A 23,171-nucleotide genomic window follows, 5' to 3' on the forward strand; every position below is an offset into this window, starting at 1 on the left:
ATTTTTACTTTAATTGGTATGATACCCCTGCGGTTAGGGCTCTGTCACATCAATAACTAGGGCGTGTTGATCTTTCGAGCTGGGCGCCCCCGCAAAAAGCGTTTTACTCTTTGTTGAGGGAGGTTTGCTTAGAATGACTAGGCTACTTCTCCCTCACCGCGATTAAAACGCTTTTGACTAGGCGTCCCCATCCGAACAAAATTTAACCACGAAAGGTCAACACGCCCTAAAGTGTTGTAACGACTTCATCAAGAGTTAGGCGCGCTTTTGGTTTGCCGTAGTTGTAGTCTTCGCCGTCTTTGTGGTAGCCGATAGCTAGAGCTACATCAACAACGTGACCTTCTAGTTCGTCAGCAAACTCTTCGCTGATCATAGCTGCATCTACACCTTCCATAGGTGTTGAAGCGATACCTAGACGAGCTAGTGTGTGCAGTGTGTTACCTAGTGCGATGTAAACTTGAGACTTAGTCCAGTTACCGTTGAAACCTGTTTCGTCTGTGTTCATTTCTGCGAATGCGTAAGCACCTAAGAATTGCTCGTACATTTCAGCTGGTAAGTGACCAGAGCTTACTTCTGTATCAGCACGCTTCGCGAATTTCTCTTTAGTGTACTTAGGATCGTGAGCAAACAGGATCGTGTGTGACGCTTCTTTCGCATGTGGTTGGTTAAACTGGAACATGTTTTCGAAAGTATTGTGGAAGCGTTGTTTTGCTGCGTCACTCTCAATGATGATGAATTTCCAAGGCTGAGAGTTGATAGAAGAAGCTGACAAGCGAAGTGCTTCTTTGATTACTTCCATGTCTTCCGCAGAGATGCGCTTTTCTGCATCGTATTTTTTAGCTGTGTAACGAGTGTTTAGATCAGTAATGATTGGATGAGTCATGTTGAATCCTAATATCTATCAATAATAAATGTTGTAGGGTTTTATGTTCAGTTACGTCAACAATAAACGGATAACCAATTTAAACGAATCTCAATAGATTGAACGTCTAAATAGTTATCGAACATGCCCCAATAAATCGAGTATCTGCGGTAGCTCAAGTCGATGGGTGTAAGATAATAGAAGAATGACTCGGGAAAAATAGCGAACATATCAAATCACTATGGTTATTAATGTCCATAATGATTCAATAAGTGTGATCTTAATGGAGGTGAAATCTCTAGATTCAGTAGCTTAGTACGCTTTGATACCATATTGGCGCAATAATGGCGGAAGTACGCTGTCTAGGTTGGGGATATCTTCTGGCGTGATTTCGATTAAACCAAAACCATGCTCTTCATAGATTTTTCTCGTCGCTTCACGTTTATTTTCGGCGATTGGCGCAGAATCAGTTCCCCAGAACTGGATGTATACTTTGCCACTTGGTAGATAAAAATCGCTGATCACTTCTTTTGATATCGGAAGCGGACGCTCGTACGCATGGACCACTCCTGCCATATAAAGCCAGTTATCAATGATCAGCTCTCCCTTTGATCGAACATAATGCCCGTCTAAGCTTCGGTGCTTCGCCTCAAATTTCTGACGAAAACTGGAGAATGACACATCGGTCGAGTGGCTTTCAGCATCATGCCCTAGGAATTCAACAACAGACTGCTTTAAACGTTTATTGCGAACCAATGAGTCGTGCCATACCACGAATAAGTTTTGAGTCGCTTTGTCTTCTCTTTGTTCACCTCCGGCTTTTAAGCCTGTAGAGGTGACATGCCAACCGTCTTCTTCTTTTGTTATCCAACCAAGCTCGTTGAGCAGTAAGTTGATTTTCTTTGCGCTGAGTTGAAAGGCACTGCCAAGCTGGGTGGCGGTGAGTGTTTTTCCTGAGAATGAGTCCAAATCGATAAGCAGTTTCTCTGGCCAGACAATAAAGACACCAAACTTCTTGTGTTCGACATATTCCCCACCAAAGCTTTCTCCCCGTTCTGTGAGAATCCAACGCTCTTGTGAACGCACTATATAGCCCGCTGTTTTTAGATCGCTAAATAAAGCTTTAGCTTCTATGCCTTTTTGTTTAGCGAGTGCGGATGTGGAAATTTTGTCTGACATAGTCTTTTCTCAAATAGCGGAGTGATCAGCTGATGGGTGTTGGAGATATATATGATGCGATAGCGTTGGTAAATACCATATCACATCTATCAATGCTAACTGCAGTTCAGTGGTCTATGTTTTTAGTAGAGCGTTAGGTCTCGTTTTGTATGTTTAGCAAAATGTAGCTCAACCTGTAATTAAATTACAGGTATCGCGATTTTGCTCATCTGGGTGCATATTTTATATACGTGACACGATGTTCTTTTATACGGGTTATATAGATCTTAGATGCTATATTTTATTAAATGTGATTTTAATCACTATTTATTTTTAAGTATTACAAAATAAAATGTGATCTAGATTGTGTGTTGATGATATCTATTCTCATTAATTTGGCTTTGTAATTTAAATTCATGGTGTTTTTGTGATCTAAGGTGTGCTTGTTAACCCGAAAGTGTTTTTCGTGTGTGATGGCTATCACGAAAGTTGGGCTAAGGTGCATTTTGGAAATGTTGTGATACATTTTAATCGACTTTTGAGTACACACTTTCGGTCATTTGACCAACCAATACATTACGGGGTTCTACCTATGTTATCACCAGAAGCAAAGATTAAGGTTCAAAACTTTGGTCGTTTCTTATCCAATATGGTAATGCCAAACATCGGCGCATTTATTGCGTGGGGTTTCATTACTGCACTATTCATCCCAACGGGTTGGTGGCCTAACGAAACGTTAGCATCAATGGTTGGTCCTATGATTACATACCTACTGCCACTATTGATTGGTTACACCGGTGGTAAAATGGTTGGTGGTGACCGCGGTGCGGTAGTGGGCGCTATCACAACAATGGGTGTTATCGTTGGTACTGATATCCCAATGTTCATGGGTGCAATGATTGTAGGTCCACTAGGTGGTATCGCAATTAAGAAATTCGATGAAGCTGTTCACGGTAAAGTGAAGAGTGGTTTCGAAATGCTAGTGAACAACTTCTCTGCGGGTATCATCGGCATGATCTGTGCGATCATCGCGTTCATCGTGATTGGTCCTGCGGTTAAGATTCTGTCTGGCGGACTTGCGGCTGGCGTAAACGCAATGGTAGAAGCGGGTGCACTACCTCTAGCATCTATCTTTGTTGAACCTGCGAAAATCCTATTCCTAAATAACGCAATCAACCACGGTATCTTCTCTCCACTAGGTATCCAGCAATCTGAAGAGATGGGTCGCTCTATCTTCTTCCTAATCGAAGCAAACCCAGGTCCTGGTTTTGGTCTTCTACTTGCTTACATGGTGTTTGGTAAAGGTAGCGCGAAGCAATCTGCTGCTGGTGCATCTATCATCCACTTCCTAGGGGGTATCCACGAAATTTACTTCCCTTACGTTCTAATGAACCCACGTCTAATTCTGGCGGTAATCGCAGGTGGTATGGCGGGTGTATTCACTAACGTAATGTTCGATTCTGGCCTTATCTCTCCAGCATCTCCAGGTTCTATCTTCGCAGTCTTACTGATGACGCCAAAAGGCTCTTACATCGGCGTGATTCTATCTGTTATCGCAGCAACGGCAGTATCGTTTGTTGTAGCGTCAATCCTTCTTAAAACATCAGCGCAAGATGATGAGGAAGATTCACTAGAGAAAGCTTCTGCACAAATGAAAGACATGAAAGCGTCTTCTAAAGGTGCAGCAGCAGAAGCAAACGTAAACCTAGCGGATGTAAAAGCAGTTTATGTAGCGTGTGATGCGGGTATGGGTTCAAGTGCAATGGGTGCAGGTCTACTACGTAAGAAAGTAGCAACAGCTGGCCTAGACATTGAAGTAACCAACTACGCAATCAACAACCTACCGGCTGATTCGCAAATCGTTATTACGCATAAAGACCTAACAGACCGTGCTCGTAGCACTGTGCCAGGTGCGATGCATATGTCTCTAAGCAACTTCCTAGACGGCGGCGTATACGACCAACTAGTTGCTGAACTTGTCGACGCTCAAAGTGGTGAAGCGAAAGTAGAAGCTCCGGCTCCTGCAGCAGCTCCAGCACAAGAAGGCAACAAGCTTGCACTGACAGACGACAGCATCTTCCTTGGCCTTAAAGCGACTCAAAAAGAAGACGCAATCAAGTTTGCTGGCGAACAATTAGTAAAACTTGGCAACGTATCACCGGAATACGTAGACGGCATGTTTGCTCGTGAAGAGCTTGTGTCTACTTACCTAGGTGAGTCTATCGCAGTACCACACGGCACAATCGAAGCGAAACAGTACGTACAAAAAACCGGCATCGTTTTCTGTCAGTACCCTGAAGGTATTCAGTGGGGCGAAGATGAAGATGATATCGCGAAGATGGTTATCGGTATTGCCGCACAAGGCGATGAGCACAACATGGTGCTGATGGCGATTACCAATTCACTCGATGATGAAGAAGCTGTGGAATGCCTACAGAACACAACAAACCCTGCTGATGTTCTACGTATTCTCAACGGAAACTAAAAAGCTCTAGTCAAGCTCCTGAGTGAAGGAGGCCGGTATCCCCCTACTGGCCTCATTTTCGGTCTTAATCTTTCTAACAAGATTCAGTCTGAATAGCTTACTGCTTAATGCCTAGGGCACATCGTCAAGGCATGTTGTTGAGCAGTTAGCTATCTAGATTCAAATATTTATAAGGTCAAAATTATGAAAGCGTTACATTTTGGTGCAGGTAATATCGGTCGTGGTTTCATTGGTAAGCTTCTTTCTGATGCTGGTATGAAGGTTACGTTTGCTGACGTAAATGAAACGGTTGTAAATGCGTTAATTGAACGCCAAGAATACCCAGTTAAGATTGTTGGCGAAGAGTGTGTTGTCGAAGTTGTTAAGAACGTGACAGCAGTAAACTCAGCGACAAGCGCAGTAGTAGATTGCATTGCTGAGTCTGATCTTGTGACGACTGCAGTGGGCCCTACGGTTCTTAAAATCATCTCTAAGTCTATCGCTCAAGGCATTGAAAAGCGTGCAGCAGCAAACAACACTGCACCAATGAACATCATCGCGGCAGAGAACATGGTTCGCGGTACTAGCCAATTAAAAGCAGCCGTGTTAGAGCACCTTTCTGATGAAATGAAAGCGTTCACTGAAGAGCACATTGGCTTTGTTGATTCTGCGGTTGACCGTATTGTTCCACCGGCAGAAGCGGGCGAAACAGATCCTCTAGCGGTAACGGTTGAAACGTTCAGCGAGTGGATCGTAGATCAAACACAATTCAAAGGTGAGATTCCAAACATCCCAGGAATGGAATGCACTGATAACCTAATGGCTTTCGTTGAGCGTAAACTGTTCACGCTAAACACAGGTCACTTGGTAACGGCATACCTTGGTGTGCTTGCAGGTCATGAGACTATTAAAGACTCTATCGAAGATGACGTAATCCGCGCTGAAGTAACAGCGACGATGGAAGAGAGTGGTGCGGTTCTGATTAAGCGTTACGGCTTTGATCCAGAAGCACACGCTGCCTACATCCAAAAGATTCTAGGTCGTTTTGCTAACCCGTTCTTACGTGATGAAGTAGACCGCGTTGGTCGTCAGCCAATTCGTAAACTGAGCCCGCAAGACCGCCTAGTTAAGCCTCTAAACGGTACATTAGAGTACGGCCTACCGAATGCTCACCTAGTAAAAGCAATCGCTGCTGCGTTCCATTACAAGAACGAAGACGACCCACAAGCGGTTGAACTTCAAGCAATGTTTGCAGAAAAAGGCTTTGCAGAGACATTAGCATATTATTCTGAGCTGAATAGTGACTCAGAAGTTGTTAAACTAGCGGAACAAGCTTATCTAGCATTGAAATGATAAACCACCAAAGTGCCACTCCTGTGGCACTTTCTTATTGCCGAGCCGTTATGCCAATACAAACTAATCATGAAACAGAATTACTCGAAGCACTTTCCGAGGCTGAGAGTGCTGGCGCTTGCCTGATGGCCGCTTATGATGCATTGGATGATACGGTAGATTCGGTTTTAAAAAATATTTTCAAGAAAGACGATACTGCGATTAAGTTCGTTGTAGAACCTCTTCTCAATAGTGGCGGGCCGCTAGGGGAAATAATGATACGCGGAAAGTTGCTTCTGGGGCTTGGCGTGATCAGTAAAGAGCTTTATGACGACTTAGAGATTTTCGTGACCTTAAAAGAATGGGCGAAAATACAGGGTGATGACACCAGTTTTACTGAAGTGGATATCATCTTTGAGCTAAACAAAGTACATGCTATTCAGCGTATTATGCCTATTGAATACGACCCTGAGATGGTGAAAACCATGTCTGGTCCAATGTTAGAAATGTTCTTGGGTCGACATAACCAGAAAGTGAAATCCACGATCGTTTTGGCTATTACAGACATCATTAACACCTTGTGCCGAGATAACGCGCTGAGTTCTTAGTTTTTGCTATTGAGTTCATAGCTTGAAGCTTTCGCTTGAGCTTACACCTAAAGTGTTTATTTAGCTTATCTAGCTTTAATTCGTTTTATCCATCTTAGAATATACCGTCATTGCGGTTTCTCTTGTTTGAGAAATCGCTTTTTTGTTTTTGTGCTTCTAAAAAATATCCGAAATATCTTCCCATTAAATACAAAAGCAGCAGGCACAAAAAAAGCCACATTCAGTGGCTTTTTCTATTCAAGACGCTCTCTTTATAAAAACGCCCTGCTATTCAAGACTATAGGAATTATAGGTCTTGGATGTTCTCAGCTTCTAGCTCTTGGAAGTAGCGTAGAGTCTTAACTTTTAGCTCTTGTTGAGCTGGCTCATCAGCAACGATGATAGCTTTACGGTGCATCTGTAGAGCTGTAACAGTCCACATGTGGTTTACAGAACCTTCGATAGCCATTTGAAGCGCTTGAGCTTTGTTGTGGCCTAGAGAAAGGATCATCACTTCTTCTGCATCTAGAAGAGTCGCAACACCGATAGTTAGTGCGTATTTAGGAACTTGGTTGATGTCGCCATCGAAGAAACGAGAGTTCGCGATACGAGTGTCTTCAGTCAACGTTTTGATACGAGTGCGTGAAGATAGAGAAGAACCTGGTTCGTTGAATGCGATGTGACCGTCGATGCCTACGCCGCCCATGAACAGGTTGATTTTGCCGTATGAACGGATTTTCTCTTCGTATGCTGCACAGTGAGCATCGATATCTTCAGCTTTGCCGTCTAGCAGGTTGATGTTTTCTGCTTGGATATCAACGTGGTTGAAGAAGTTCTCGTGCATGAATGTGCGGTAAGACTCTGGGTGGTTAGGGTCGATGCCAACGTACTCATCCATGTTGAATGTTACAACGTGCTTGAAGCTAACTTCGCCAGCTTTGTAAAGTTCAATTAGCTCAGCGTAAGTAGTTAGAGGTGTGCTACCAGTAGGAAGACCTAGTACAAATGGACGCTCAGCCGTTGGAGCGAACTTGTTGATTGAATCTGCGATATGACGAGCAGCCCATTTACCTACTTTAGCTTTGTTGCTTAATGGAATAAGTCTCATTGATTTTGCCCCTAGAAATAAAATTTTATAGTGTTCTGAAACATTAATTCGCATTATAAAATAAGTTATCCAGTTCCGCTATTGTTTTAGGTCAAGTTTTTGCTTTTTTCGTCGTAACTGTGACTGGAACTCTCAAAATTGCACAATTATTGTATGGATATTTGGTGGCGTTAAACAAGATTAATACGTTTGTCATATACAGCAATGTTGATCTAATTCAGCACCTGAAAGGGTTGGTGTGTTTCTATGCCTTGATACGATTATTGCAATAATGGCATCGCTCGAACCATTGACGAATTTTGGTGCATTAACGTGTTTCGAGTATAAACAAGCGTTGAGCGTATAGTTGAAACTAGAAAAATAATGATGGCAATGGAGCGCTATCGTGATAAAAGACAGGGCAGGATGAAGAACGATGAATCTCAGTGGGATGAATACCCATAAGATTGAACGAGAGCTGTGTTTTAGTCACGCTATCGCTATGAATTGTATATAAATATTGGTAAAAATGGATAGGTTGGCTAAACTTACCAATTACAAAGAAGATGTGTGTTTGAAGGCAAAAAAAAGCCCAAAGTGATGAGGTATCACTTTGAGCGATTTTACTAATCTTCTAACACTAACTCACTTTCGTATTCTTCCCTAGATACGTCGCCGCGTTTGCAGCCGTTTAGGGTGTGAAAGCGACGGCGTCCACGAGCCAGTTGAATGTACTTCAACCAAACACGCTCTAACTTGGACTTTGCCTTATGAGGGTGAGACAACACTTTAATGAAGTGTTTTTCTTCTGCATTGATTGGTGCTAGTTCACCAGTTTCAAGTGCAAGCATAGTGTCACCAAACAAGGTTAGGATTTCCTCTTCTGAAAGAGTAAAATCACCCGACTTAGCGAACCCTCTCGGGAATTTAATGGTGTCATAAAAACGTTTTTTTCCGTGTCGGAATTCGGTCTCAGACATATCAGCCTCAGTAATGTGGTTAGATAGAAATTAGTGTTTATTGCTCACGCGAAAATATTGTTAAAAGGCTAAAATAGGAAACAAAATGTTTTTGCCTTTACGATAAACAATCCTAGATCGGCTAGTTAGCAGATTTATTACAGAGATGTATTTGATGGATGTGAAAGTATTTAGAACCTTTCTTGAGGTTGCAAGGGTGCGCCATTTTGGGCGTGCAGCTGAAAACTTGTATTTAACACAAGCGGCGGTGAGTGCGCGGATCAAACAGCTTGAAGGCTATTTTGATACTCAGCTCTTCATTCGTGACCGCAATAACATCAAACTCACATCTTCCGGTGAACGTTTGATTGGTTATGCCGAAGTGATGGTGTCCACCCTACAACAAGCCAAATTTGAGCTGTCGTTAGAGAGTGGTAAAGCCTTGCAGTTAACGCTGGGCGGCACGCCGAATATTTGGGATGCGTATCTGCAAAACTGTTTAAGTGTGGTAACCGACTCTTTTGGTGGTTACGGCTTTATGGCAGAGGTGATGGGGCGCGAGCAACTGAACCGTAATTTGTTAGAACGAACCTTAGATATGGCTTTCGCGTTCGATCAGATCAAAGCAGAAGAGCTGAACTGTAAAAAAGTCGCTGACTTGGTTTTGGTGTTGGTATCAACGCAGCAAGATGATCTGGAATCTGTATTTCAACATAAGTATGTTTATGTGGATTGGGGAACGCGTTTTGGTTCTGAACACGCAGAACGTCACCCTAAAGTGCCAGCACCGTACCTACGTACCTCTACAGCCCGTATCGCCCTCGATTTCATTTTAGAGAAAGGCGGCAGTGCGTATCTTCCGGTGTCTCTAGTCGAACCTTTTATCGATTCGGGTCAGCTGCACAAGGTGAAAGGGGTTGAAGACTGGTATCTCCCAATTTATCTGAGCTACCGTAAAAGCAGTACCTCGGTTGATGCGATCATGCAGGTTGAGAAGTTGGTTAATGAGATTGACCCATCGACGGCTTACACATTGCAGCAAGCCGCTGAACAAGCACCTGAGTAACGGCATTCGCGGTAAGCAGTGGCTTTGCTGATTAGATTCAATAAAAAATGGCTCCCAACTAATTGTATAGTTGGGAGCCATTTTTGTTTTAAACCAGAAATGTACTTCTTTTCGGAACTAGAGATCGTTTCTAATTCCATAAATATCGTTTAAGCCTGGTATGTGTAGCCTTTATTAAAAGCCCTATAGGTTCATAAGATTCTCAATAGACTCTTCAAGAGAGTGTGACATGTACGAATGGATTTGATTGCCATCCGTTGCGTCAATCTCGATCATAGAAATCCCGTTGTCCGCTTTGTCTTCAAGAAAGCTTAGAGACTGCTCGACTGATTGACTGGTGAGAACCTGTTGATTTGATAAAACAATACGACATGTGTGTAGAACCATAGCCTTTTCCTTTTTATATTCGATAGGTCTCTGCATCTTGGCGTGCTAAGTACCGATCGTTGACGTTGTGAGAAGAATGTCCTCTCTAGGTTAAATTTAGTCGAATTGAATAAAATTAAAACCCTTTTTTGTGATTTATCTGACCTTCGCTTCCGAAAGTGGCTAGCGACAATGGTGGTTCACGGTAAACTTTTAGGTATCGGATCAAACGCTATGGTAAGTGGGAAGAGTACGGCATGTCGAAAAAGATCAATCACAACAGCAGCTTAACCAGTGAGCAGTGCCATTTGGCTCGATATGCACGAGATGCTCGCTTTGATGGGATGTTTTTTACAGCGGTGAAAACGACAGGAATTTTTTGTCGCCCGATTTGCCCAGCCACACCACCCAAAGAAGAAAATGTCGAATATTTTTCCCATCAAGCTCAAGCATTGAAAGCGGGATATCGTCCTTGTTTACGTTGTCGACCAGACAGCGCACCTTTTTCGCCGGCTTGGAAGGGCGTCGAAACCACTTTCTTACGTGCGATGCAGTTGATTGATAATGGCGCTCTGAATTCAGGATCTATCGTCGACCTTGCAACGCGGTTAGGTATTTCAGATCGTTATTTACGAACCTTATTCGACAATTACATCGGCGTGTCACCCAAGCAATATAGTCTGTACAGTCAATTGATGTTTGCCAAGCAGTTGCTGCACACCAGTAGCATGAGCATTACTGATGTCGGCTTTGCTAGTGGCTTCAATAGTACGCGCCGTTTTAATGATGCCTTTCAAAAAGAGCTGCAGCTTTCGCCAAGCCAAATTAGGCGAGCGAAGCCAAGTGACACTCAGAGTAATCATATTCAGCTTGGTTTTCATGGACCCTTAGATTGGAACCACTTGTTGAGGTTTTATCGACGAAGAATGATTGAGGGCTTAGAAGGCGTTGGCGAAGATTATTATAAGCGCACGGTAAATGTGAATGGTTCTAAAGGCTGGTTCAAGGCCACCTTAGTAAAAGAAAACCGCTTAGATATTGAATTTGAGTTGGACGATATAAGCCAATTAAGAAGTTTGATTGCTAACATTCGACGTATGTTCGACCTTGATGTCGATATTGCCAAGGTTGAGGCTTTTTTTATGACCATTGATCCTAACTTGGTTGCCAAGAGTGGTATCCGTATTCCTGGCGTTTGGAGTGCTTGGGAGGCTGGTGTAAGAGCGATTCTAGGGCAGCAAGTCTCAGTAACAGCAGCGATCGGCCAACTCAACTTACTGGTGCGAGAGATTTCTGGTACGCATCAAGCTTCTGTTTTACAAGAGTTGGCTAATTCCCAAGAGTGCTCTGAATTACAACAAATTGCTTATGCATCTGAGAAAGCGTATTTCCCAACACCTAAACAAATAGCTGATGCTGATGTGAGCTTTTTAAGAATGCCGGGAAGTCGTAAGGAAACTTTAAAGCGTTTTGCCGAATACATGGTCGACAACGAAGCCGAACACCCTTCTAAGTGGATTGACCTAAAGGGCATTGGGCCTTGGACGATTCAGTACGCGCTGCTCAGAGGGCTAAGTGAGCCTAACCACCTGTTGATTAGCGATTTGGTGGTGAAGAAGTTCATTGAGCATCGCTCTACGATTAATACAGAGAGTGTTTCGCCTTGGGGTAGTTACGCCACGTTCCACTGTTGGAATCAGTCTTAATCGGAATACTAAGCTAGGAGATATCATGGACAACCGTTTTACTTACTATGAGAGCCCATTGGGAACCGTGACGTTACAGGCGAACGATGAAGGCTTGCTCGGCCTTTGGTTCGAGACACATACCACCAAGCCGGAACCGTTGGGTGTTCAAGATGATAGCTTTCCGATCTTTGCATTGGCTATCGAGCAGCTTAATCGCTATTTCTCGGGCGAAGCTATTCAGTTTTCTGTGCCGATTGCAGCCAAGGGCACGCCATTTCAGCAGTCGGTTTGGCAGGCGCTGACGACCATTCCTTATGGAGAGACTTGGAGCTATGCACAACTGGCCGATGCGATAGGCAATCCGAAAGCCGTTCGTGCTGTGGGTTTGGCGAATGGCAAAAATCCGGTTTCAGTGATTGTGCCGTGTCACCGTGTGATTGGTAAAAACGGCAAACTGACGGGTTATGCAGGTGGCGTAGAACGTAAACAGCACTTATTGGTGATAGAGGGAAGAGAGCAAGACTAGCAAGCGATTTAGCCATGAGCCTGTCGAGATGCTGGCTGAATATCTCGTACTACTTAATGGTGAAGGCGAGTGGTTCTTAAAATATGACTTTGCATTAAAATCAACGCTTTCTGGGAAATATCGATTTGGTTGCATATCCTTTAACCATGTTCTCTAGGCAAGGATGCCCAAATGAATAGCCATCATTCACTTATACTCTGCTGCAGTAGCGCACTATTGCTGACGGGCTGTTTAACCGACACCAGTCGACCCTTCGAAGTACCACAACTTGCTCTGTTCAAAGGTATGTATGAGAACGCAGATAATGACAGTTATCTACTTTTTGAATCCGGGCAAGTGACTTATCAAACAACGGATAATTCCGTTACTCGAACCTATCGTGTTGATGATGACTTGATCACCATTGAGTTCAATTCTGGAAGCAGTCGAACTGACTCTAGACTAGTGATGCGCATTCAACAACAGGGCGAGATGCTAACTTGCAACCAATGTCCAGCGATACAATTGAGTAACGTCTGGACACTTGTAGATAAGCCTGTGAAAGACAGTTCGAACTAGAAAAGATCGCCATTAAGCCATAGGTGTGCAGCGATACTGACGGCATAGCCAATCATGATCACTGGCATCCATTTCAAGTGGCCAAAGAAGGTGTATTTGCCATGCGCCGCGCCCATTAACGCCACACCTGCCGCACTACCAATAGATAACAAGCTGCCGCCAACGCCTGCGGTTAAGGTGATCAGTAGCCAGTTACCCATCGACATTTGAGGTTCCATCGATAACACGGCAAACATCACCGGAATGTTATCGACAATCGCAGATAAGATCCCCACCATGATGTTGGCCCAAATTGGATCCCATTGGCTATACATCACGCCAGAGGCAAGCTCCAAGTATCCCAGTAGACTCAAGCCACCTACACACATTACCACGCCGTAGAAGAACAGCAGAGTGTCCCATTCGGCATGGGACACTCTTCGAAATACATCAAAGGGCACGACTGAACCGAGTCGCTTCAATGCCCCCCCATCATTGTTGGCAATCGCCACCGCTTTTTTCTTCGCCAGTGAATTTGGTAAGGTCTTACGCAAGAAATAACCAAAGAACTGTAGATACGCCAGCCCCATCATCATGCCCATTACTGGAGGGAAGTGGAGTACGGCATGGAAAGCAACCGCAGTGCCGATGGTCATGATGAACAACAACACGATGCGTCTTGCACCGCGTTTTAATTCAACGTGCTGATGCACCGTGTCGGGTTGGGTTGTGGGAACAAAGTAAGACATGATCATTGCAGGGACGAGGTAATTCATCACTGAAGGAATAAATAAGGGAATGAATTCACTGAAGCTCACATAACCAGCCTGCCACACCATCAACGTTGTGATGTCACCGAATGGGCTGAACGCGCCGCCAGCGTTAGCGGCTATCACGATATTCACACAGGCTAGGTTAACGAATTTAGGGTTAGATCCTGCGACTTTCAGAACCACGGCGCACATCAATAGAGCTGTGGTGAGGTTGTCGGCGATCGGTGAGATAAAGAAGGCCAGAATACCGGTTAGCCAGAACAGAGAGCGGAAATTAAAGCCTTTGCCCACCATCCACGCTTGCAGCGCATCAAACAGTCTTCTCTCTTCCATGGCGCTGATGTAGGTCATGGCGACGAGTAGGAAAAGTAACAGCTCAGCGTATTCCAGTAAGTTGTGTTCGAGTGCTTGCTTAGCGACTTCAACAAGGTTGTGTTCTTGGTAGATAAAACCAATGATTATCCAGATCAGTCCTGCTGCAAGTAACACTGGCTTAGATTTTCGGAGCTTTAGGTACTCTTCCATCATCACCACGATGTAGGCGACAACGAAAATGGTCAGGGATAGGTAGCCAGCGAATGAGTTGGTGAGCTTGAGTGGTTCTCCCAACTGAGAAGTGGCAGCACCTGCTACCGAAGAAAAGAGTAACAAAGAGAGAACAGCAGAAAGCTGGATACCTAACATGGATTACGCTCCGAAGTTAATAAGTTATTAACACGGGTAAAAGAGTAGACCTAAATAACCATGTGCAGTGTGATAGATATCTTAATAATTCAATAGATTATAGTGAAAAAGAAAGACGGTGGCGAAAGTATTAGCTTTGATGGATACTCCTGGCAACTCAGGCTTAGCATTGATTGCGTCGCTTCAAAGTACTGATGCTGGCGCGGGGCGATCGTTAACTTCTTCTCTTCAGGTACAGTACTGTTCACCCTTCCAGTTATGGATGGTTCTTTGGCGGTAACTTCGTCAATTGGCCTAGCGGTTGCTGTGATATTTATCTTCAAGTTTGTTGGTGCAATACATGGGACGTATTATGGGACCAATTGGTACTGAAGGTCGCTACATCCCGGTGATGATCGCGATTTCGGTATTGAATGCGTTTGGTGCAATGTTCTTGATGAACATTATTTTGTAACGTGACTTTGAACGGTTAGCTGCGAACAGCTTTCAGACGTTACAAAAAAGGAAACCCCGTTTGGCTTTCACCAAACGGGGTCTATTCTTTTCGTAGCCATCCTGCTACTGCGCGTTACTTATCTTTCAATAGGTAACTGGTGCTCCCTGCATCGTTCCTTGACGTGGCTAAATCCTTTAACCTATCCAATTCATCGCTGTCCTAGCGGTGTCCTTGCAAACTCATCATCCTGATAAGCGACTCTATCCTAGAGCATAACTTCCTTGCTGATAACTCATCCTAAGCCATCAAATCTTCATCCTGAAGATACCTAATCCGTTAGGCTTTTTCCTGTTCCTGCCAACTCCCTGTCGACATGTGTATTAAACACTGCAGAGGCTTTGCTCACAATCCACCCTAAGAAATAAATGTACCCACTGATCGAAAGAAATATGCGTGGATTCATACAAAACAAGGGCTTGGGTTTGTATTTTAGGAATTTTCTGCGAAGCTTGATTGTGATCTCTTACGTTCGGTGTGAGAGATCTCTTACAAGTACTCGGGTGCGATTTTCATTTTATCTTGGCGGTTAATGTCGAAAAGATAGAAAAGAACACTGAGTTAAGACAAAAAAATAGGGAAATATGATGGTTACAGCACTTTACGCAGCTCTGCTGACGGTAGTAATGATTTGGTTGGCGATTGAAGTTATTAAGCAAAGACGAATCAATCTTGTTGCTCATGCCGATGGCGGTGTTGAGTCGTTACAGATAGCACGTTCGGCACAAAGTAACGCGATGGATTACATCCCAATCACGGTGATTTTGATGGGGTTGCTAGAGATGAATGGGGCTGGTGTGTGGCTTATTCATGTCATTGGTGTGGCGTTTATTCTGGGGCGAGTGATTCACGCTAAAGGGATCTTAGCGAAGAATTTCAAAGGCAGAAAAGTGGGTATGGTGTTAACGCTTATCTGCATGATCTCTTTGATTGTCCTAAACTTAGCTTACCTACCTTTTGATAAAATGTTCTAGGGAGCATTATGGCATTGCGCCTTCCTCCTGCTTGGGCGATTGTCCTTGCAGGGCTAATACTCAACATCATGGCGATTGTCATGTCGAGCTTGGTGTTGGACAAAATTGAAGCGGAGAAATCGGAATACAACGATCGTAAATACGGTAATGTGTACTCTATACAACTGTCCTGGAATACGATCGAAACCTTAGAGCGTAAGCGTGAAGCGATTCTGATTCACCTTGATAAGCTATCCCCAGAAATCGCTCAACCTGCCACAGTTCTTGATGAAGCGCTTCGCGGACAACTTCGGAGTTGGGTGAGTGACGAGGTGCCGGCCATCTCGTTGGCTAATTTACCTAAGCTTATGATGCTGATAAACAATGCCCAAGAATCGCAACGATCACGAATTGATGACTACTATTTGGATAATCTAACTTTGGTTGAGTTGATCCAAAAGCTTGATGAGAAAATGGCTTTCTATAAGAACATCGCCCTGTTTCTTCAGGTGTTTGGTTTAGCGCTTATCTTAGCTCGCGACCTAGCAAGAAGACCTTAGTCTTTAACCTTATTTACCTATTTACTTGTACCGCTAACGAGACTCACTTGGCAGGTTGGGGTGCTGCTGGCCTTGGTATTTTGGTAGCTGTTCTTTCAGCCCCTTAAACGTGCTCAGCGCACTGCCTATCGATAACTTATTCATCAACCAATTGGGCAAGTTGCCACCTGCGTTCGCATATGCGGTGTAGGTGATGTAAGTATTGCCATTAGTGAGCGGTTGCAGCGTCCAAAGTGCGTCCACATCGTAAATTCGAATATACCCCGATTCTTTCGCCAAATAGTTAGACGCATCCTTTATCGACAAGACAAACTGCCCATCCTCGATGCTGTACTTTGAGTAGGTCACCATATCGCGATCTCTAGCAGGCCAAGGCGCTTTGAATTGGGTATAGACGATGTTTTCTGCCTCAGATATCTGCATCAAGACACGGCTTTGCGACACATTGTCTATCCAGTTTGGCACGTTCTCGCTGTCTTCCAATAACAGTAAAAAACCGGAGTAAGTGGTGGGCGTTTGCATCTGTGCTCGTATTTCGACCAAGCCTTCGCTGTGTGGCCTTTTATCAATCATGATGCCATCTTCACTTTTGACGAACTGCCATGGGTTGGCATAAGTCAGTGTCGATAGGGCGCAGAGGCCGAGTACCAAAATCTTAGGTAATGTCATTATTCTTCCATAAAAAGAAAAGCTTATCTGCTAGGAGTATAGAATAGAAATGGACTTAGTAGGTGTTGCCAATCGCTTTGGGTTGGCCTCTTTGGGGAAAATCCCAATGAAAACGGAAGCGTTCGGTCGCTTCCGTTTTATTCTTGGGCAATGGATAAGCGCTGTAGGCTAGAGCTTATAGGCTTCTACGGTTTTGATGGTTGTCCAGTTGCTGTTGGCGTCTTGGATGAACTCTTGTGTATTCTCCAGCCAGCGTTTCTGAACCGATTTGTCTAAGTTCAGATACAACTTTCCATCTTCCACCTTCCAAGCGAGAGGGTCGGTTTCAAACTTCTTACCCATGGCTACTCCAAACGCGCAGTAACCGCCATATTGAGGGGCATAGGCTTCTGGATTGGCTCGAAATTCATCTCTGTTTTCACTGCTCGCAAAGTTATAGATCGCATTCTTATAGGTCGCTGTGAACTCAGATGTGCCTTTTACTGGACCTTCATTGGCAAAGTAAGCGACAGGATCATAGCCTTTAATTGCGAGGTTATTGCTGTCGACACTCATATCAAGGTCTGCTGCCATTAACGAAAAGCTGGTGCCTAGTAACGCGGCCATTAGAGTGATTTTTTGACTGGTCGATTTCATGTGTGACATATCAAGTTCCTTGTCAGTGTTGGTTATCTTGTTTGAAATAATTTAGCCCACTCGTCCGGTCTATAGAGGGACAAAAGAACTAAAAACTAAGCGAATCGTTCGGAGGATGCATGGATCTGCTTTCACAACTAATGGAACACTTCTCGATACGCACTGGCGTTTTCTATTCTGGAAACCTGTGTGGAGTATCGTCATTTAACGCGCAACAAGGTAAAGAGGGCCACCTTCATGTATTGAGCGCGGGGGAGTTGAGCTTGTCTAGCGATCACACGGAACACAGGCATTTGTCGCAGCCTTGCATTGTTTATTTGCCGAAATGGCGTCACTGGCCGCGATGTCTCGCACTCAGTTTATTGAAGCATTCAAGCGCGAGGTGGGCGAAACTCCGGGTGATTATGTCCAAAAGTGGCGTGTGTCTGTGGCTCAGTCTTTGCTGTTACAAAACAAGCCCATCAATTGGGTGGCGGACGAAGTGGGGTACAACAGTTATTCTGGATTCTCGCGTGCTTTTCAGCATGTCGCGGGAATGTCGCCACGTTTATGGCTAAAGCAAAATGTGTCGTAAAGCGCTGGCCATCCCTACCTGCAATATGGCTATTGGCATCAGGCTGGCCTATGTTTTAGCGGAAATTGAGCGTAGTTTGTTCATTTCTCGAATGACGGTGTAAAAAGGTGGACTTTATTAGCTCGTTGTAACATCCTGCCCGTCCTATTTTATCAGACATCAATGAGACGAAGTGCCTGCTGAGCATTATTCAGCCTCCCGTATCTCATTAAAGTATTAAGGAGTTCAACTTGAACCTATTTGTAAGAGACCTTACCGTTATCGATTCTTCATACATCTGTGAACACAGAGGGGTCGTAGGAGATAGTTGGATTTTGGATGTCACTATGTCTGGTGAACTTAATGAAATGAGCATGGTGCTGGATTTTAGTAAGGTCAAAAAGCAGATCAAACAGTTGGTTGATCAACATGTTGACCACCGCTTACTGCTGCCAATGAAAAACTCTGCAATCGTGCATCAAGCAAGCAAAGCCGGTTACTCTAAGGTAGATGTGTTGCGCGGTGACAAGAGCCTGCACCTGCACTGCCCTGATGAAGCTTACTGTCTGATTGACGCTGAAGCGATCACCATCGAGAGTGTGACCGCTCATGTTTATGATATTCTTCGCGACAACCTTCCAAGTAACGTCACAGGGTTAGAGATTACCCTTCGCCATGAAAACATTAATGGTGCGTTCTACCACTATACTCACGGTTTGAAAAAGCATGATGGTAACTGCCAGCGCATCGCGCATGGTCACCGTTCTCCAGTAGAAATCGTGGTCGATGGTCAGCGTGACGGGCAACGTGAACAAGCATTTGCTCAGCGTTGGGAAGACATTTATTTAGGTTCTAAAGAAGACCAAGTTTCAGTTTCATCACTTAACCTGAGTGAAAACGCGAACAGTGTTAATGATGAAAGTCACTATGGCTTCCGCTACACCGCGCCACAAGGCGAATTTGAGCTAGCGATTGCTAAGAGTGAGACGGAAATTTTACCGACAGATACCACGGTGGAATTACTTGCTGGCTATATCGCGGATCAAGTTGAACCGAGCCTAGCAGAGAACCAATCACTACAAATCGTCGCTTATGAAGGTGTTGGCAAGGGCGCAATGGCGTTCCGATAACACTTCAACGAGTGACACAGTCTCATTACTGACATGATGAAATAAAGGCAAGATAATCCGTTATCTTGCCTTTACTTTTTGTGACTCTTTAAAACTGATTTAGCTGATGATGTTAGGCACAAACACTAACGAAGCAGCACGCGTCGCAGTGGTGTTTTTTCGATTCCAACAACCAACCCGAAGCTCAACAATACGGTGCCAAAAAATACCGTAACGTCTTTTGCCAGTTCCGTAATGCCTAAAACTCCACAGACATTGAACAACACGATAATGATCAGTAGATGACTGACGTAGATACCCAGCATGCGATTTGAAATGGCACGCACCCAAGCGTAGTTACCCATGTTTGGATTAGCCAAAAGCCACATGAACACGCCCATCCCCCATAGCGCCGTGCCAAACAAGAAATCATTCATGTTGAATCCGACGTCGAACGTGGTGAGCCATGCCGCCTCAGCAAAGTGAATCAACATGCCTAACGCTAATAACCCCAACGCTTTAGTTGATGACACCTTCCATTGATTCTGACGAATAAGGAAACCTAAGGTCACCATTAACGTGCTAAAGAACGGGCCATTACGCGTGAAGAAAGGTGCTTCTAACCCGGTTAGCGTTGCGTAGCTGCCCGCTAAAACACCATAAACGTAAAGTACAATGGCCGCTGGTAATAGCAGTTTGTCGAGTTTCATTTCGACTATCAAAGCAATGATCAAAACTGCACATACGAGAGCGGGAATAAACCATAAATGAACCAATCCACCCTCTAAGAAAGAGTTAAGTGGCGTGTTCATTAAGAAACCCCAATAGCCTTGGCGCTCACCTAGGTAACCAAACTCTTCTACCTTCGCGAGGTTGAATGGCATCACTAAGCAAATGATGCTCCATGCTAACCAAACCTTAAGCAGTGGTTTAGAGTAATTAATGACGGTTTGCCACGGGGAGGCAGTCAGCTTGGGCTGAATAAGATAACCGGAAATTAGGAAAAACAGAGGTACCGCAAAACGAGCGGTTTGGTTGAGTACATAACCGATCCAAGGCACTTCATCTATTTGCCAATAAGTGAGTGCCATTTGACCGTGTAAACCAATGATCGCCAAGATAGCAATCACTCGACCCAACTCAATACTGGCGATGTGTTGTGAAGGCGTATGTTGAACGGAAGACATATCAGATCTCTTAGTAAAATTTTTACGAAATCTAGCAGTCTTTATGCCCAACCAGTTAGTCCTAAATCAAGGCTTATGACCTTTGTTTCAAGGCTAGTGTCGGTTTTTTGAAGCCTGTCGCAGCTATATTAAATCCATTGCAGTAAGTACAAAAATACCGAGAGTACAAGTGATAAGAGAAACAACAGTAGTAAGCGCGATGATGTTAGCCGCCAGTGTTGAGTTTCCTCCCATCGCACGAGCCATAACGTAGCTTGCCGCTGCTGTTGGTGCTGCGCTCATCAAGAAGATAAGCCCGAGATCGAGCCCTTCAAATCCTAAGTACCCAGCCGCCAGTGTAATCAGTAACGGTGAGGCAATTAACTTGTAGCTAGAGGCGAACCACGTCGATAACTTTTCTTGTTTGAGCGAGCTGATGTCCAGCGACCCACCGGTACACAGCAGTGCCAAAGGTAACGTCATGTTGGCAAAGTACTGACCAGCATCAGTGACCATTTTTGGGATAGGAATCGAAAGCGCATAGAAGACGACCGCTAAGAAAATAGCGATGATCAATGGGTTCTTGGTAATCGACTTAGCGATCACTTTAATCGCTTTCGCACCAGTGTCTTCGCCTTTGGGTGTCAGTGCAATCACGGCTTGAATGTTATACAACACGGTTAGAGATGCGACATAGATAGCCGCCAATGCCACGCCTTGGTTGCCATAGATATTAGCCACATAGGCGAGGCCGATGATCGCGGTATTGGCGCGGAATCCACCTTGGACAATCACACCTTGATCTTTCGAACCTTTAAATACTAATTTGGTTGAGAAAATCGTGAACAAGAAAAAGACAAAGTTAGCGATGACGCCAAACGCAACTAACGCGCTACTGGCTGAAAAGTTGTGATTCGATTGAACAATACTCAGAAATAGCATCGCGGGCAGGGTGACTTGAAATACCACCTTAGATGCGACATCAATGAAATTGTCATTGATTAAGCCGATTCGTTTGAGCATCACACCAAGAAACAGCATTAAACAGATAGGGCCTGTTACTGACGCCGAAAACGCAAACTGTTCCCAAAGTGTGTTCATTGTTTTTCCTTTGTTAGTCGATTTCAATTTCCTTTGAATACTGTCGCATTTTTCCACAGTTCTTTGATAAGACAAAATGAATACCTAGGGTTAAGTAAAAAATCTTGAAAAAAAGAACGAACGTGCTAAAAATAATGTATCAGATTTATTATTGGTGAATAATGAGTAAGGGAAAGATAACCAAAGAGTATATTTTGAGCCATGCATTCGCGCTTGCAAGTGAGAATGGGCTTGAGAGTTTGACGATTGGCGAGTTAGCCAAGCAGTGTGGCATGTCTAAGAGTGGCTTGTTTGCACACTTCAACTCTAAAGAAAACCTGCAACTCTCTGTACTCGAGTATTCCAACGCCATATTCACCGAAAGAGTCATCATTCCCGCAAGAGAGCTGGGAGATGGTGATATTGAAGCGAAATTGAAACAGCTGCTCGACAATTGGTTGGGCTGGAACCATTCATTCCAAGGCAGTTGCATGTTTATTGATGCATGGAAAGATGCGGGCAGTGAAAGGTCTGTGATTCAGAAAGCACTGCAGAAAACCATTTCAGTGTGGATTGATTACTTGACGATTCAGGTAGCAAAAGCGGTTGAGAGCAAACAGTTCAGAGCCGATTTAGACCCGAAACAGGCAACCTTCGAGTTATACGGTCTTTATTTGAGTGCGAACTTGTTCTACTCGTTACGAGGCCAACAAGCGAGCCACACCCATTTTTGGAGTGGTGTCGAGCGCTTGGTAGCCAGTTGGAGAGCGGTTTAATACATACAGCAGGTTAACTCGCAAATCATGTGACTTTGCTTAACTAAGGTTTGCAAAAGATTTTAACAGAAGTGGCGGCAAGCAATCATAAACAGCGCTATCGTCATTTTTTATACTAACAAATAGCACGGTCGTTCGATTTTCAGGGCCGAGCTCGATCCGCCAATGATGATGGCGATACAAGGACCGGTCATGAGTGACAAAATCTACTTTAATACATCGAACAAATTCAGCTTCAAGCGCAGCTTAATTGGCGCAACAACCAATCTTCATTACATCCTAGCGCCGAGTCATGCGAAGAAAACCGCACGTAAGTTGCTGCTCACGCCAATGCGTACTGAGCAGAAAAATGCTGATCCCCAAGGGCTTATCAAGAGTGAAATCAAAGGTCGTGATGGCGTTTTAAAAACCTATTCTTTGGGTACGGGGCCTGTTTGGGTGCTGACTCATGGTTGGTCTGGCACCGCGAGTCAGTTTTTCCCTCTGATGGAACATATCGCCGCTAAAGGTTTTACGGCTCTGGCTTATGATCACCCTGCTCATGGTGGCAGTGATGGTGTACATGGTCATATTCCTGCGTTTGTGAACGGCCTTGAAGCGATTCTCGATTCGGTGGGTGAGGTAGCAGGTTTGGTCGGTCACAGTATGGGCACGGCTTCTGCGTTGGAATGTAAGCACGTTAAATTGGAAAACAAGCCATTATTGCTGATTGCACCTGTACTGGATTATCTAGAAAACCTATTTGGCAGCGTTGCGCGTTCTGGCTACTCAATGAAACTGTTCGAGGCGGTAGTTGGAGAAGTCGAAGAGCAGTTTAACTACCCGATTCAGTCTGTTGATCCCTATGGAAAGCTAGCGCTTCGTGAGTCTCAGACGATCATCGTTCATGATGAGCAAGACAAGTTTACTAAGTTTGATGTGTCTCAGCGTGCTGCTAATGAAATGGGTCGCGTTACTTTAATTGCGACTCAAGGACAGGGCCACGGGCGAGTAATGAAGTGCCCACAAGTATTTGAGAGCTTTGATAACTTGATTGGTTAACTTTAACTAATCAAGCCAGTAGAACGCAGGTTAAGAAAACAAACAC

The 23,171-nt window shown here is 44.3% G+C and carries 23 protein-coding genes and 2 pseudogenes; 15 read left to right on the forward strand and 10 right to left on the reverse strand.

What is annotated here, in order from left to right:
- Positions 1–226: 226 nt before the first annotated feature.
- Complete coding sequence (locus tag AB4185_RS07815; RefSeq protein WP_102428129.1) at positions 227–883, reverse strand: NAD(P)H-dependent oxidoreductase; 657 nt, start codon at positions 881–883, stop codon at positions 227–229.
- Positions 884–1,174: 291 nt separating this feature from the next.
- Entirely contained in the window at positions 1,175–2,041 is an 867-nt protein-coding gene (locus AB4185_RS07820; protein WP_017070219.1) for a hypothetical protein, read from the reverse strand.
- Between the two features lie 571 nt (positions 2,042–2,612).
- Here AB4185_RS07820 and AB4185_RS07825 point away from each other — a divergent pair.
- From AB4185_RS07825 to AB4185_RS07835, 3 genes are all read left to right on the forward strand, one after another.
- Positions 2,613–4,505, forward strand: a complete 1,893-nt coding sequence (locus AB4185_RS07825) for a PTS mannitol transporter subunit IICBA (RefSeq protein WP_017066361.1) — start codon at positions 2,613–2,615, stop codon at positions 4,503–4,505.
- A gap of 183 nt (positions 4,506–4,688) precedes the next feature.
- Complete coding sequence (locus AB4185_RS07830; protein WP_372057717.1) at positions 4,689–5,837, forward strand: mannitol-1-phosphate 5-dehydrogenase; 1,149 nt, start codon at positions 4,689–4,691, stop codon at positions 5,835–5,837.
- Between the two features lie 50 nt (positions 5,838–5,887).
- The gene (locus AB4185_RS07835) at positions 5,888–6,424 is read left to right on the forward strand and encodes an MltR family transcriptional regulator (RefSeq protein ID WP_022571110.1); all 537 of its coding nucleotides are present in this window, start codon (positions 5,888–5,890) and stop codon (positions 6,422–6,424) included.
- 286 nt (positions 6,425–6,710) lie between these two features.
- On the opposite strand, the gene nagB is transcribed toward AB4185_RS07835, so the two are convergent.
- Complete coding sequence (nagB, locus tag AB4185_RS07840) at positions 6,711–7,511, reverse strand: glucosamine-6-phosphate deaminase (protein WP_017057618.1); 801 nt, start codon at positions 7,509–7,511, stop codon at positions 6,711–6,713.
- A 605-nt stretch (positions 7,512–8,116) separates the two neighbouring features.
- A complete protein-coding gene (locus AB4185_RS07845) occupies positions 8,117–8,470 on the reverse strand; it encodes a DUF413 domain-containing protein (protein ID WP_017061517.1) in 354 nt (117 codons plus the stop codon).
- Between the two features lie 154 nt (positions 8,471–8,624).
- On the opposite strand from AB4185_RS07845, the gene AB4185_RS07850 reads away from it, so the two are divergent.
- Entirely contained in the window at positions 8,625–9,515 is an 891-nt protein-coding gene (locus AB4185_RS07850) for a LysR family transcriptional regulator (protein ID WP_017061518.1), read from the forward strand.
- Positions 9,516–9,698: 183 nt separating this feature from the next.
- On the opposite strand, the gene AB4185_RS07855 is transcribed toward AB4185_RS07850, so the two are convergent.
- On the reverse strand, positions 9,699–9,902 hold the full coding sequence (locus AB4185_RS07855; protein WP_017061519.1) for a hypothetical protein: 204 nt from the start codon (positions 9,900–9,902) through the stop codon (positions 9,699–9,701).
- 236 nt (positions 9,903–10,138) lie between these two features.
- On the opposite strand from AB4185_RS07855, the gene AB4185_RS07860 reads away from it, so the two are divergent.
- From AB4185_RS07860 to AB4185_RS07870, 3 genes are all read left to right on the forward strand, one after another.
- Positions 10,139–11,587 carry a DNA-3-methyladenine glycosylase 2 family protein gene (locus AB4185_RS07860; protein WP_065585205.1) on the forward strand — a complete coding sequence of 483 codons (1,449 nt, stop codon included), beginning with the start codon at positions 10,139–10,141 and terminating at the stop codon, positions 11,585–11,587.
- A gap of 25 nt (positions 11,588–11,612) precedes the next feature.
- Positions 11,613–12,095, forward strand: coding sequence for a methylated-DNA--[protein]-cysteine S-methyltransferase (locus tag AB4185_RS07865; protein WP_017061521.1), 483 nt, complete (start codon positions 11,613–11,615; stop codon positions 12,093–12,095).
- Between the two features lie 171 nt (positions 12,096–12,266).
- Positions 12,267–12,653, forward strand: coding sequence for a hypothetical protein (locus tag AB4185_RS07870; RefSeq protein ID WP_372135288.1), 387 nt, complete (start codon positions 12,267–12,269; stop codon positions 12,651–12,653).
- Here AB4185_RS07870 and nhaD read toward each other — a convergent pair.
- Positions 12,650–14,089 (reverse strand): sodium:proton antiporter NhaD, encoded by a 1,440-nt coding sequence (gene nhaD, locus AB4185_RS07875; protein WP_017061523.1) that lies wholly within the window; start codon positions 14,087–14,089, stop codon positions 12,650–12,652. The two genes, AB4185_RS07870 and nhaD, sit on opposite strands and share 4 nt — an antisense overlap.
- Positions 14,090–14,198: 109 nt before the next feature.
- Here nhaD and AB4185_RS07880 point away from each other — a divergent pair.
- The 3 genes and pseudogenes from AB4185_RS07880 to AB4185_RS07890 all read left to right on the forward strand — a co-directional run.
- Positions 14,199–14,425, forward strand: a pseudogene (locus tag AB4185_RS07880) (YjiH family protein); the annotation flags it as partial.
- Between the two features lie 744 nt (positions 14,426–15,169).
- Positions 15,170–15,556, forward strand: coding sequence for an MAPEG family protein (locus AB4185_RS07885; protein ID WP_004732742.1), 387 nt, complete (start codon positions 15,170–15,172; stop codon positions 15,554–15,556).
- A gap of 8 nt (positions 15,557–15,564) precedes the next feature.
- The gene (locus tag AB4185_RS07890) at positions 15,565–16,095 is read left to right on the forward strand and encodes a DNA mismatch repair protein (RefSeq protein WP_372057720.1); all 531 of its coding nucleotides are present in this window, start codon (positions 15,565–15,567) and stop codon (positions 16,093–16,095) included.
- Positions 16,096–16,128: 33 nt separating this feature from the next.
- Here the strand turns inward: AB4185_RS07890 and AB4185_RS07895 are convergent, their stop codons facing one another.
- Positions 16,129–16,764, reverse strand: a complete 636-nt coding sequence (locus AB4185_RS07895; RefSeq protein WP_372135290.1) for an START domain-containing protein — start codon at positions 16,762–16,764, stop codon at positions 16,129–16,131.
- A gap of 49 nt (positions 16,765–16,813) precedes the next feature.
- Between AB4185_RS07895 and AB4185_RS07900 the strand changes: the two genes are divergently transcribed.
- Positions 16,814–16,936, forward strand: a complete 123-nt coding sequence (locus AB4185_RS07900) for a hypothetical protein (protein ID WP_017061529.1) — start codon at positions 16,814–16,816, stop codon at positions 16,934–16,936.
- Here the strand turns inward: AB4185_RS07900 and AB4185_RS07905 are convergent.
- Positions 16,933–17,409 (reverse strand): YHS domain-containing (seleno)protein, encoded by a 477-nt coding sequence (locus tag AB4185_RS07905; protein ID WP_017067245.1) that lies wholly within the window; start codon positions 17,407–17,409, stop codon positions 16,933–16,935. The two genes, AB4185_RS07900 and AB4185_RS07905, sit on opposite strands and share 4 nt — an antisense overlap.
- 110 nt (positions 17,410–17,519) lie before the next feature.
- Between AB4185_RS07905 and AB4185_RS07910 the strand changes: the two are divergent.
- Positions 17,520–17,974: pseudogene (locus tag AB4185_RS07910) on the forward strand (helix-turn-helix domain-containing protein).
- 230 nt (positions 17,975–18,204) lie between these two features.
- Entirely contained in the window at positions 18,205–19,083 is an 879-nt protein-coding gene (locus tag AB4185_RS07915; RefSeq protein ID WP_108110853.1) for a 6-carboxytetrahydropterin synthase, read from the forward strand.
- Between the two features lie 125 nt (positions 19,084–19,208).
- Here AB4185_RS07915 and AB4185_RS07920 read toward each other — a convergent pair whose 3' ends face one another.
- The gene (locus AB4185_RS07920) at positions 19,209–20,249 is read right to left on the reverse strand and encodes an acyltransferase (RefSeq protein WP_050620180.1); all 1,041 of its coding nucleotides are present in this window, start codon (positions 20,247–20,249) and stop codon (positions 19,209–19,211) included.
- A gap of 123 nt (positions 20,250–20,372) precedes the next feature.
- The gene (locus AB4185_RS07925) at positions 20,373–21,329 is read right to left on the reverse strand and encodes an AEC family transporter (protein ID WP_048610304.1); all 957 of its coding nucleotides are present in this window, start codon (positions 21,327–21,329) and stop codon (positions 20,373–20,375) included.
- Between the two features lie 161 nt (positions 21,330–21,490).
- Between AB4185_RS07925 and AB4185_RS07930 the strand changes: the two genes are divergently transcribed.
- Together AB4185_RS07930 and AB4185_RS07935 are read left to right on the forward strand one after the other, a co-directional pair.
- Complete coding sequence (locus AB4185_RS07930; RefSeq protein ID WP_029235279.1) at positions 21,491–22,084, forward strand: TetR/AcrR family transcriptional regulator; 594 nt, start codon at positions 21,491–21,493, stop codon at positions 22,082–22,084.
- Between the two features lie 192 nt (positions 22,085–22,276).
- Positions 22,277–23,125: an alpha/beta hydrolase gene (locus AB4185_RS07935; RefSeq protein WP_017065066.1), complete on the forward strand. Its 849-nt coding sequence runs from the start codon at positions 22,277–22,279 to the stop codon at positions 23,123–23,125.
- Positions 23,126–23,171: the final 46 nt, after the last annotated feature.

Origin of the sequence: Vibrio sp. 10N.286.48.F5 (assembly GCF_041469785.1) — a bacterium.
GTDB classification, from domain to species: domain Bacteria; phylum Pseudomonadota; class Gammaproteobacteria; order Enterobacterales; family Vibrionaceae; genus Vibrio; species Vibrio crassostreae_C.

Excerpts from the sequence above, each read along its gene's own strand:
- AB4185_RS07835 (WP_022571110.1), top strand. The coding sequence starts at position 5,888 with ATGCCAATACAAACTAATCATGAAACAGAATTACTCGAAGCACTTTCC.
- AB4185_RS07900 (WP_017061529.1), top strand. The coding sequence starts at position 16,814 with ATGGACTTAGTAGGTGTTGCCAATCGCTTTGGGTTGGCCTCTTTGGGG.
- AB4185_RS07865 (WP_017061521.1), top strand. The coding sequence starts at position 11,613 with ATGGACAACCGTTTTACTTACTATGAGAGCCCATTGGGAACCGTGACG.
- AB4185_RS07925 (WP_048610304.1), bottom strand. The coding sequence starts at position 21,329 with ATGAACACACTTTGGGAACAGTTTGCGTTTTCGGCGTCAGTAACAGGC.
- AB4185_RS07860 (WP_065585205.1), top strand. The coding sequence starts at position 10,139 with ATGTCGAAAAAGATCAATCACAACAGCAGCTTAACCAGTGAGCAGTGC.
- AB4185_RS07885 (WP_004732742.1), top strand. The coding sequence starts at position 15,170 with ATGGTTACAGCACTTTACGCAGCTCTGCTGACGGTAGTAATGATTTGG.
- AB4185_RS07820 (WP_017070219.1), bottom strand. The coding sequence starts at position 2,041 with ATGTCAGACAAAATTTCCACATCCGCACTCGCTAAACAAAAAGGCATA.
- AB4185_RS07930 (WP_029235279.1), top strand. The coding sequence starts at position 21,491 with ATGAGTAAGGGAAAGATAACCAAAGAGTATATTTTGAGCCATGCATTC.
- AB4185_RS07870 (WP_372135288.1), top strand. The coding sequence starts at position 12,267 with ATGAATAGCCATCATTCACTTATACTCTGCTGCAGTAGCGCACTATTG.
- AB4185_RS07905 (WP_017067245.1), bottom strand. The coding sequence starts at position 17,409 with ATGTCACACATGAAATCGACCAGTCAAAAAATCACTCTAATGGCCGCG.
- AB4185_RS07830 (WP_372057717.1), top strand. The coding sequence starts at position 4,689 with ATGAAAGCGTTACATTTTGGTGCAGGTAATATCGGTCGTGGTTTCATT.
- AB4185_RS07935 (WP_017065066.1), top strand. The coding sequence starts at position 22,277 with ATGAGTGACAAAATCTACTTTAATACATCGAACAAATTCAGCTTCAAG.
- nhaD (WP_017061523.1), bottom strand. The coding sequence starts at position 14,089 with ATGTTAGGTATCCAGCTTTCTGCTGTTCTCTCTTTGTTACTCTTTTCT.
- AB4185_RS07825 (WP_017066361.1), top strand. The coding sequence starts at position 2,613 with ATGTTATCACCAGAAGCAAAGATTAAGGTTCAAAACTTTGGTCGTTTC.
- AB4185_RS07815 (WP_102428129.1), bottom strand. The coding sequence starts at position 883 with ATGACTCATCCAATCATTACTGATCTAAACACTCGTTACACAGCTAAA.
- AB4185_RS07920 (WP_050620180.1), bottom strand. The coding sequence starts at position 20,249 with ATGTCTTCCGTTCAACATACGCCTTCACAACACATCGCCAGTATTGAG.
- AB4185_RS07855 (WP_017061519.1), bottom strand. The coding sequence starts at position 9,902 with ATGGTTCTACACACATGTCGTATTGTTTTATCAAATCAACAGGTTCTC.
- AB4185_RS07850 (WP_017061518.1), top strand. The coding sequence starts at position 8,625 with ATGGATGTGAAAGTATTTAGAACCTTTCTTGAGGTTGCAAGGGTGCGC.
- nagB (WP_017057618.1), bottom strand. The coding sequence starts at position 7,511 with ATGAGACTTATTCCATTAAGCAACAAAGCTAAAGTAGGTAAATGGGCT.
- AB4185_RS07895 (WP_372135290.1), bottom strand. The coding sequence starts at position 16,764 with ATGACATTACCTAAGATTTTGGTACTCGGCCTCTGCGCCCTATCGACA.
- AB4185_RS07845 (WP_017061517.1), bottom strand. The coding sequence starts at position 8,470 with ATGTCTGAGACCGAATTCCGACACGGAAAAAAACGTTTTTATGACACC.
- AB4185_RS07890 (WP_372057720.1), top strand. The coding sequence starts at position 15,565 with ATGGCATTGCGCCTTCCTCCTGCTTGGGCGATTGTCCTTGCAGGGCTA.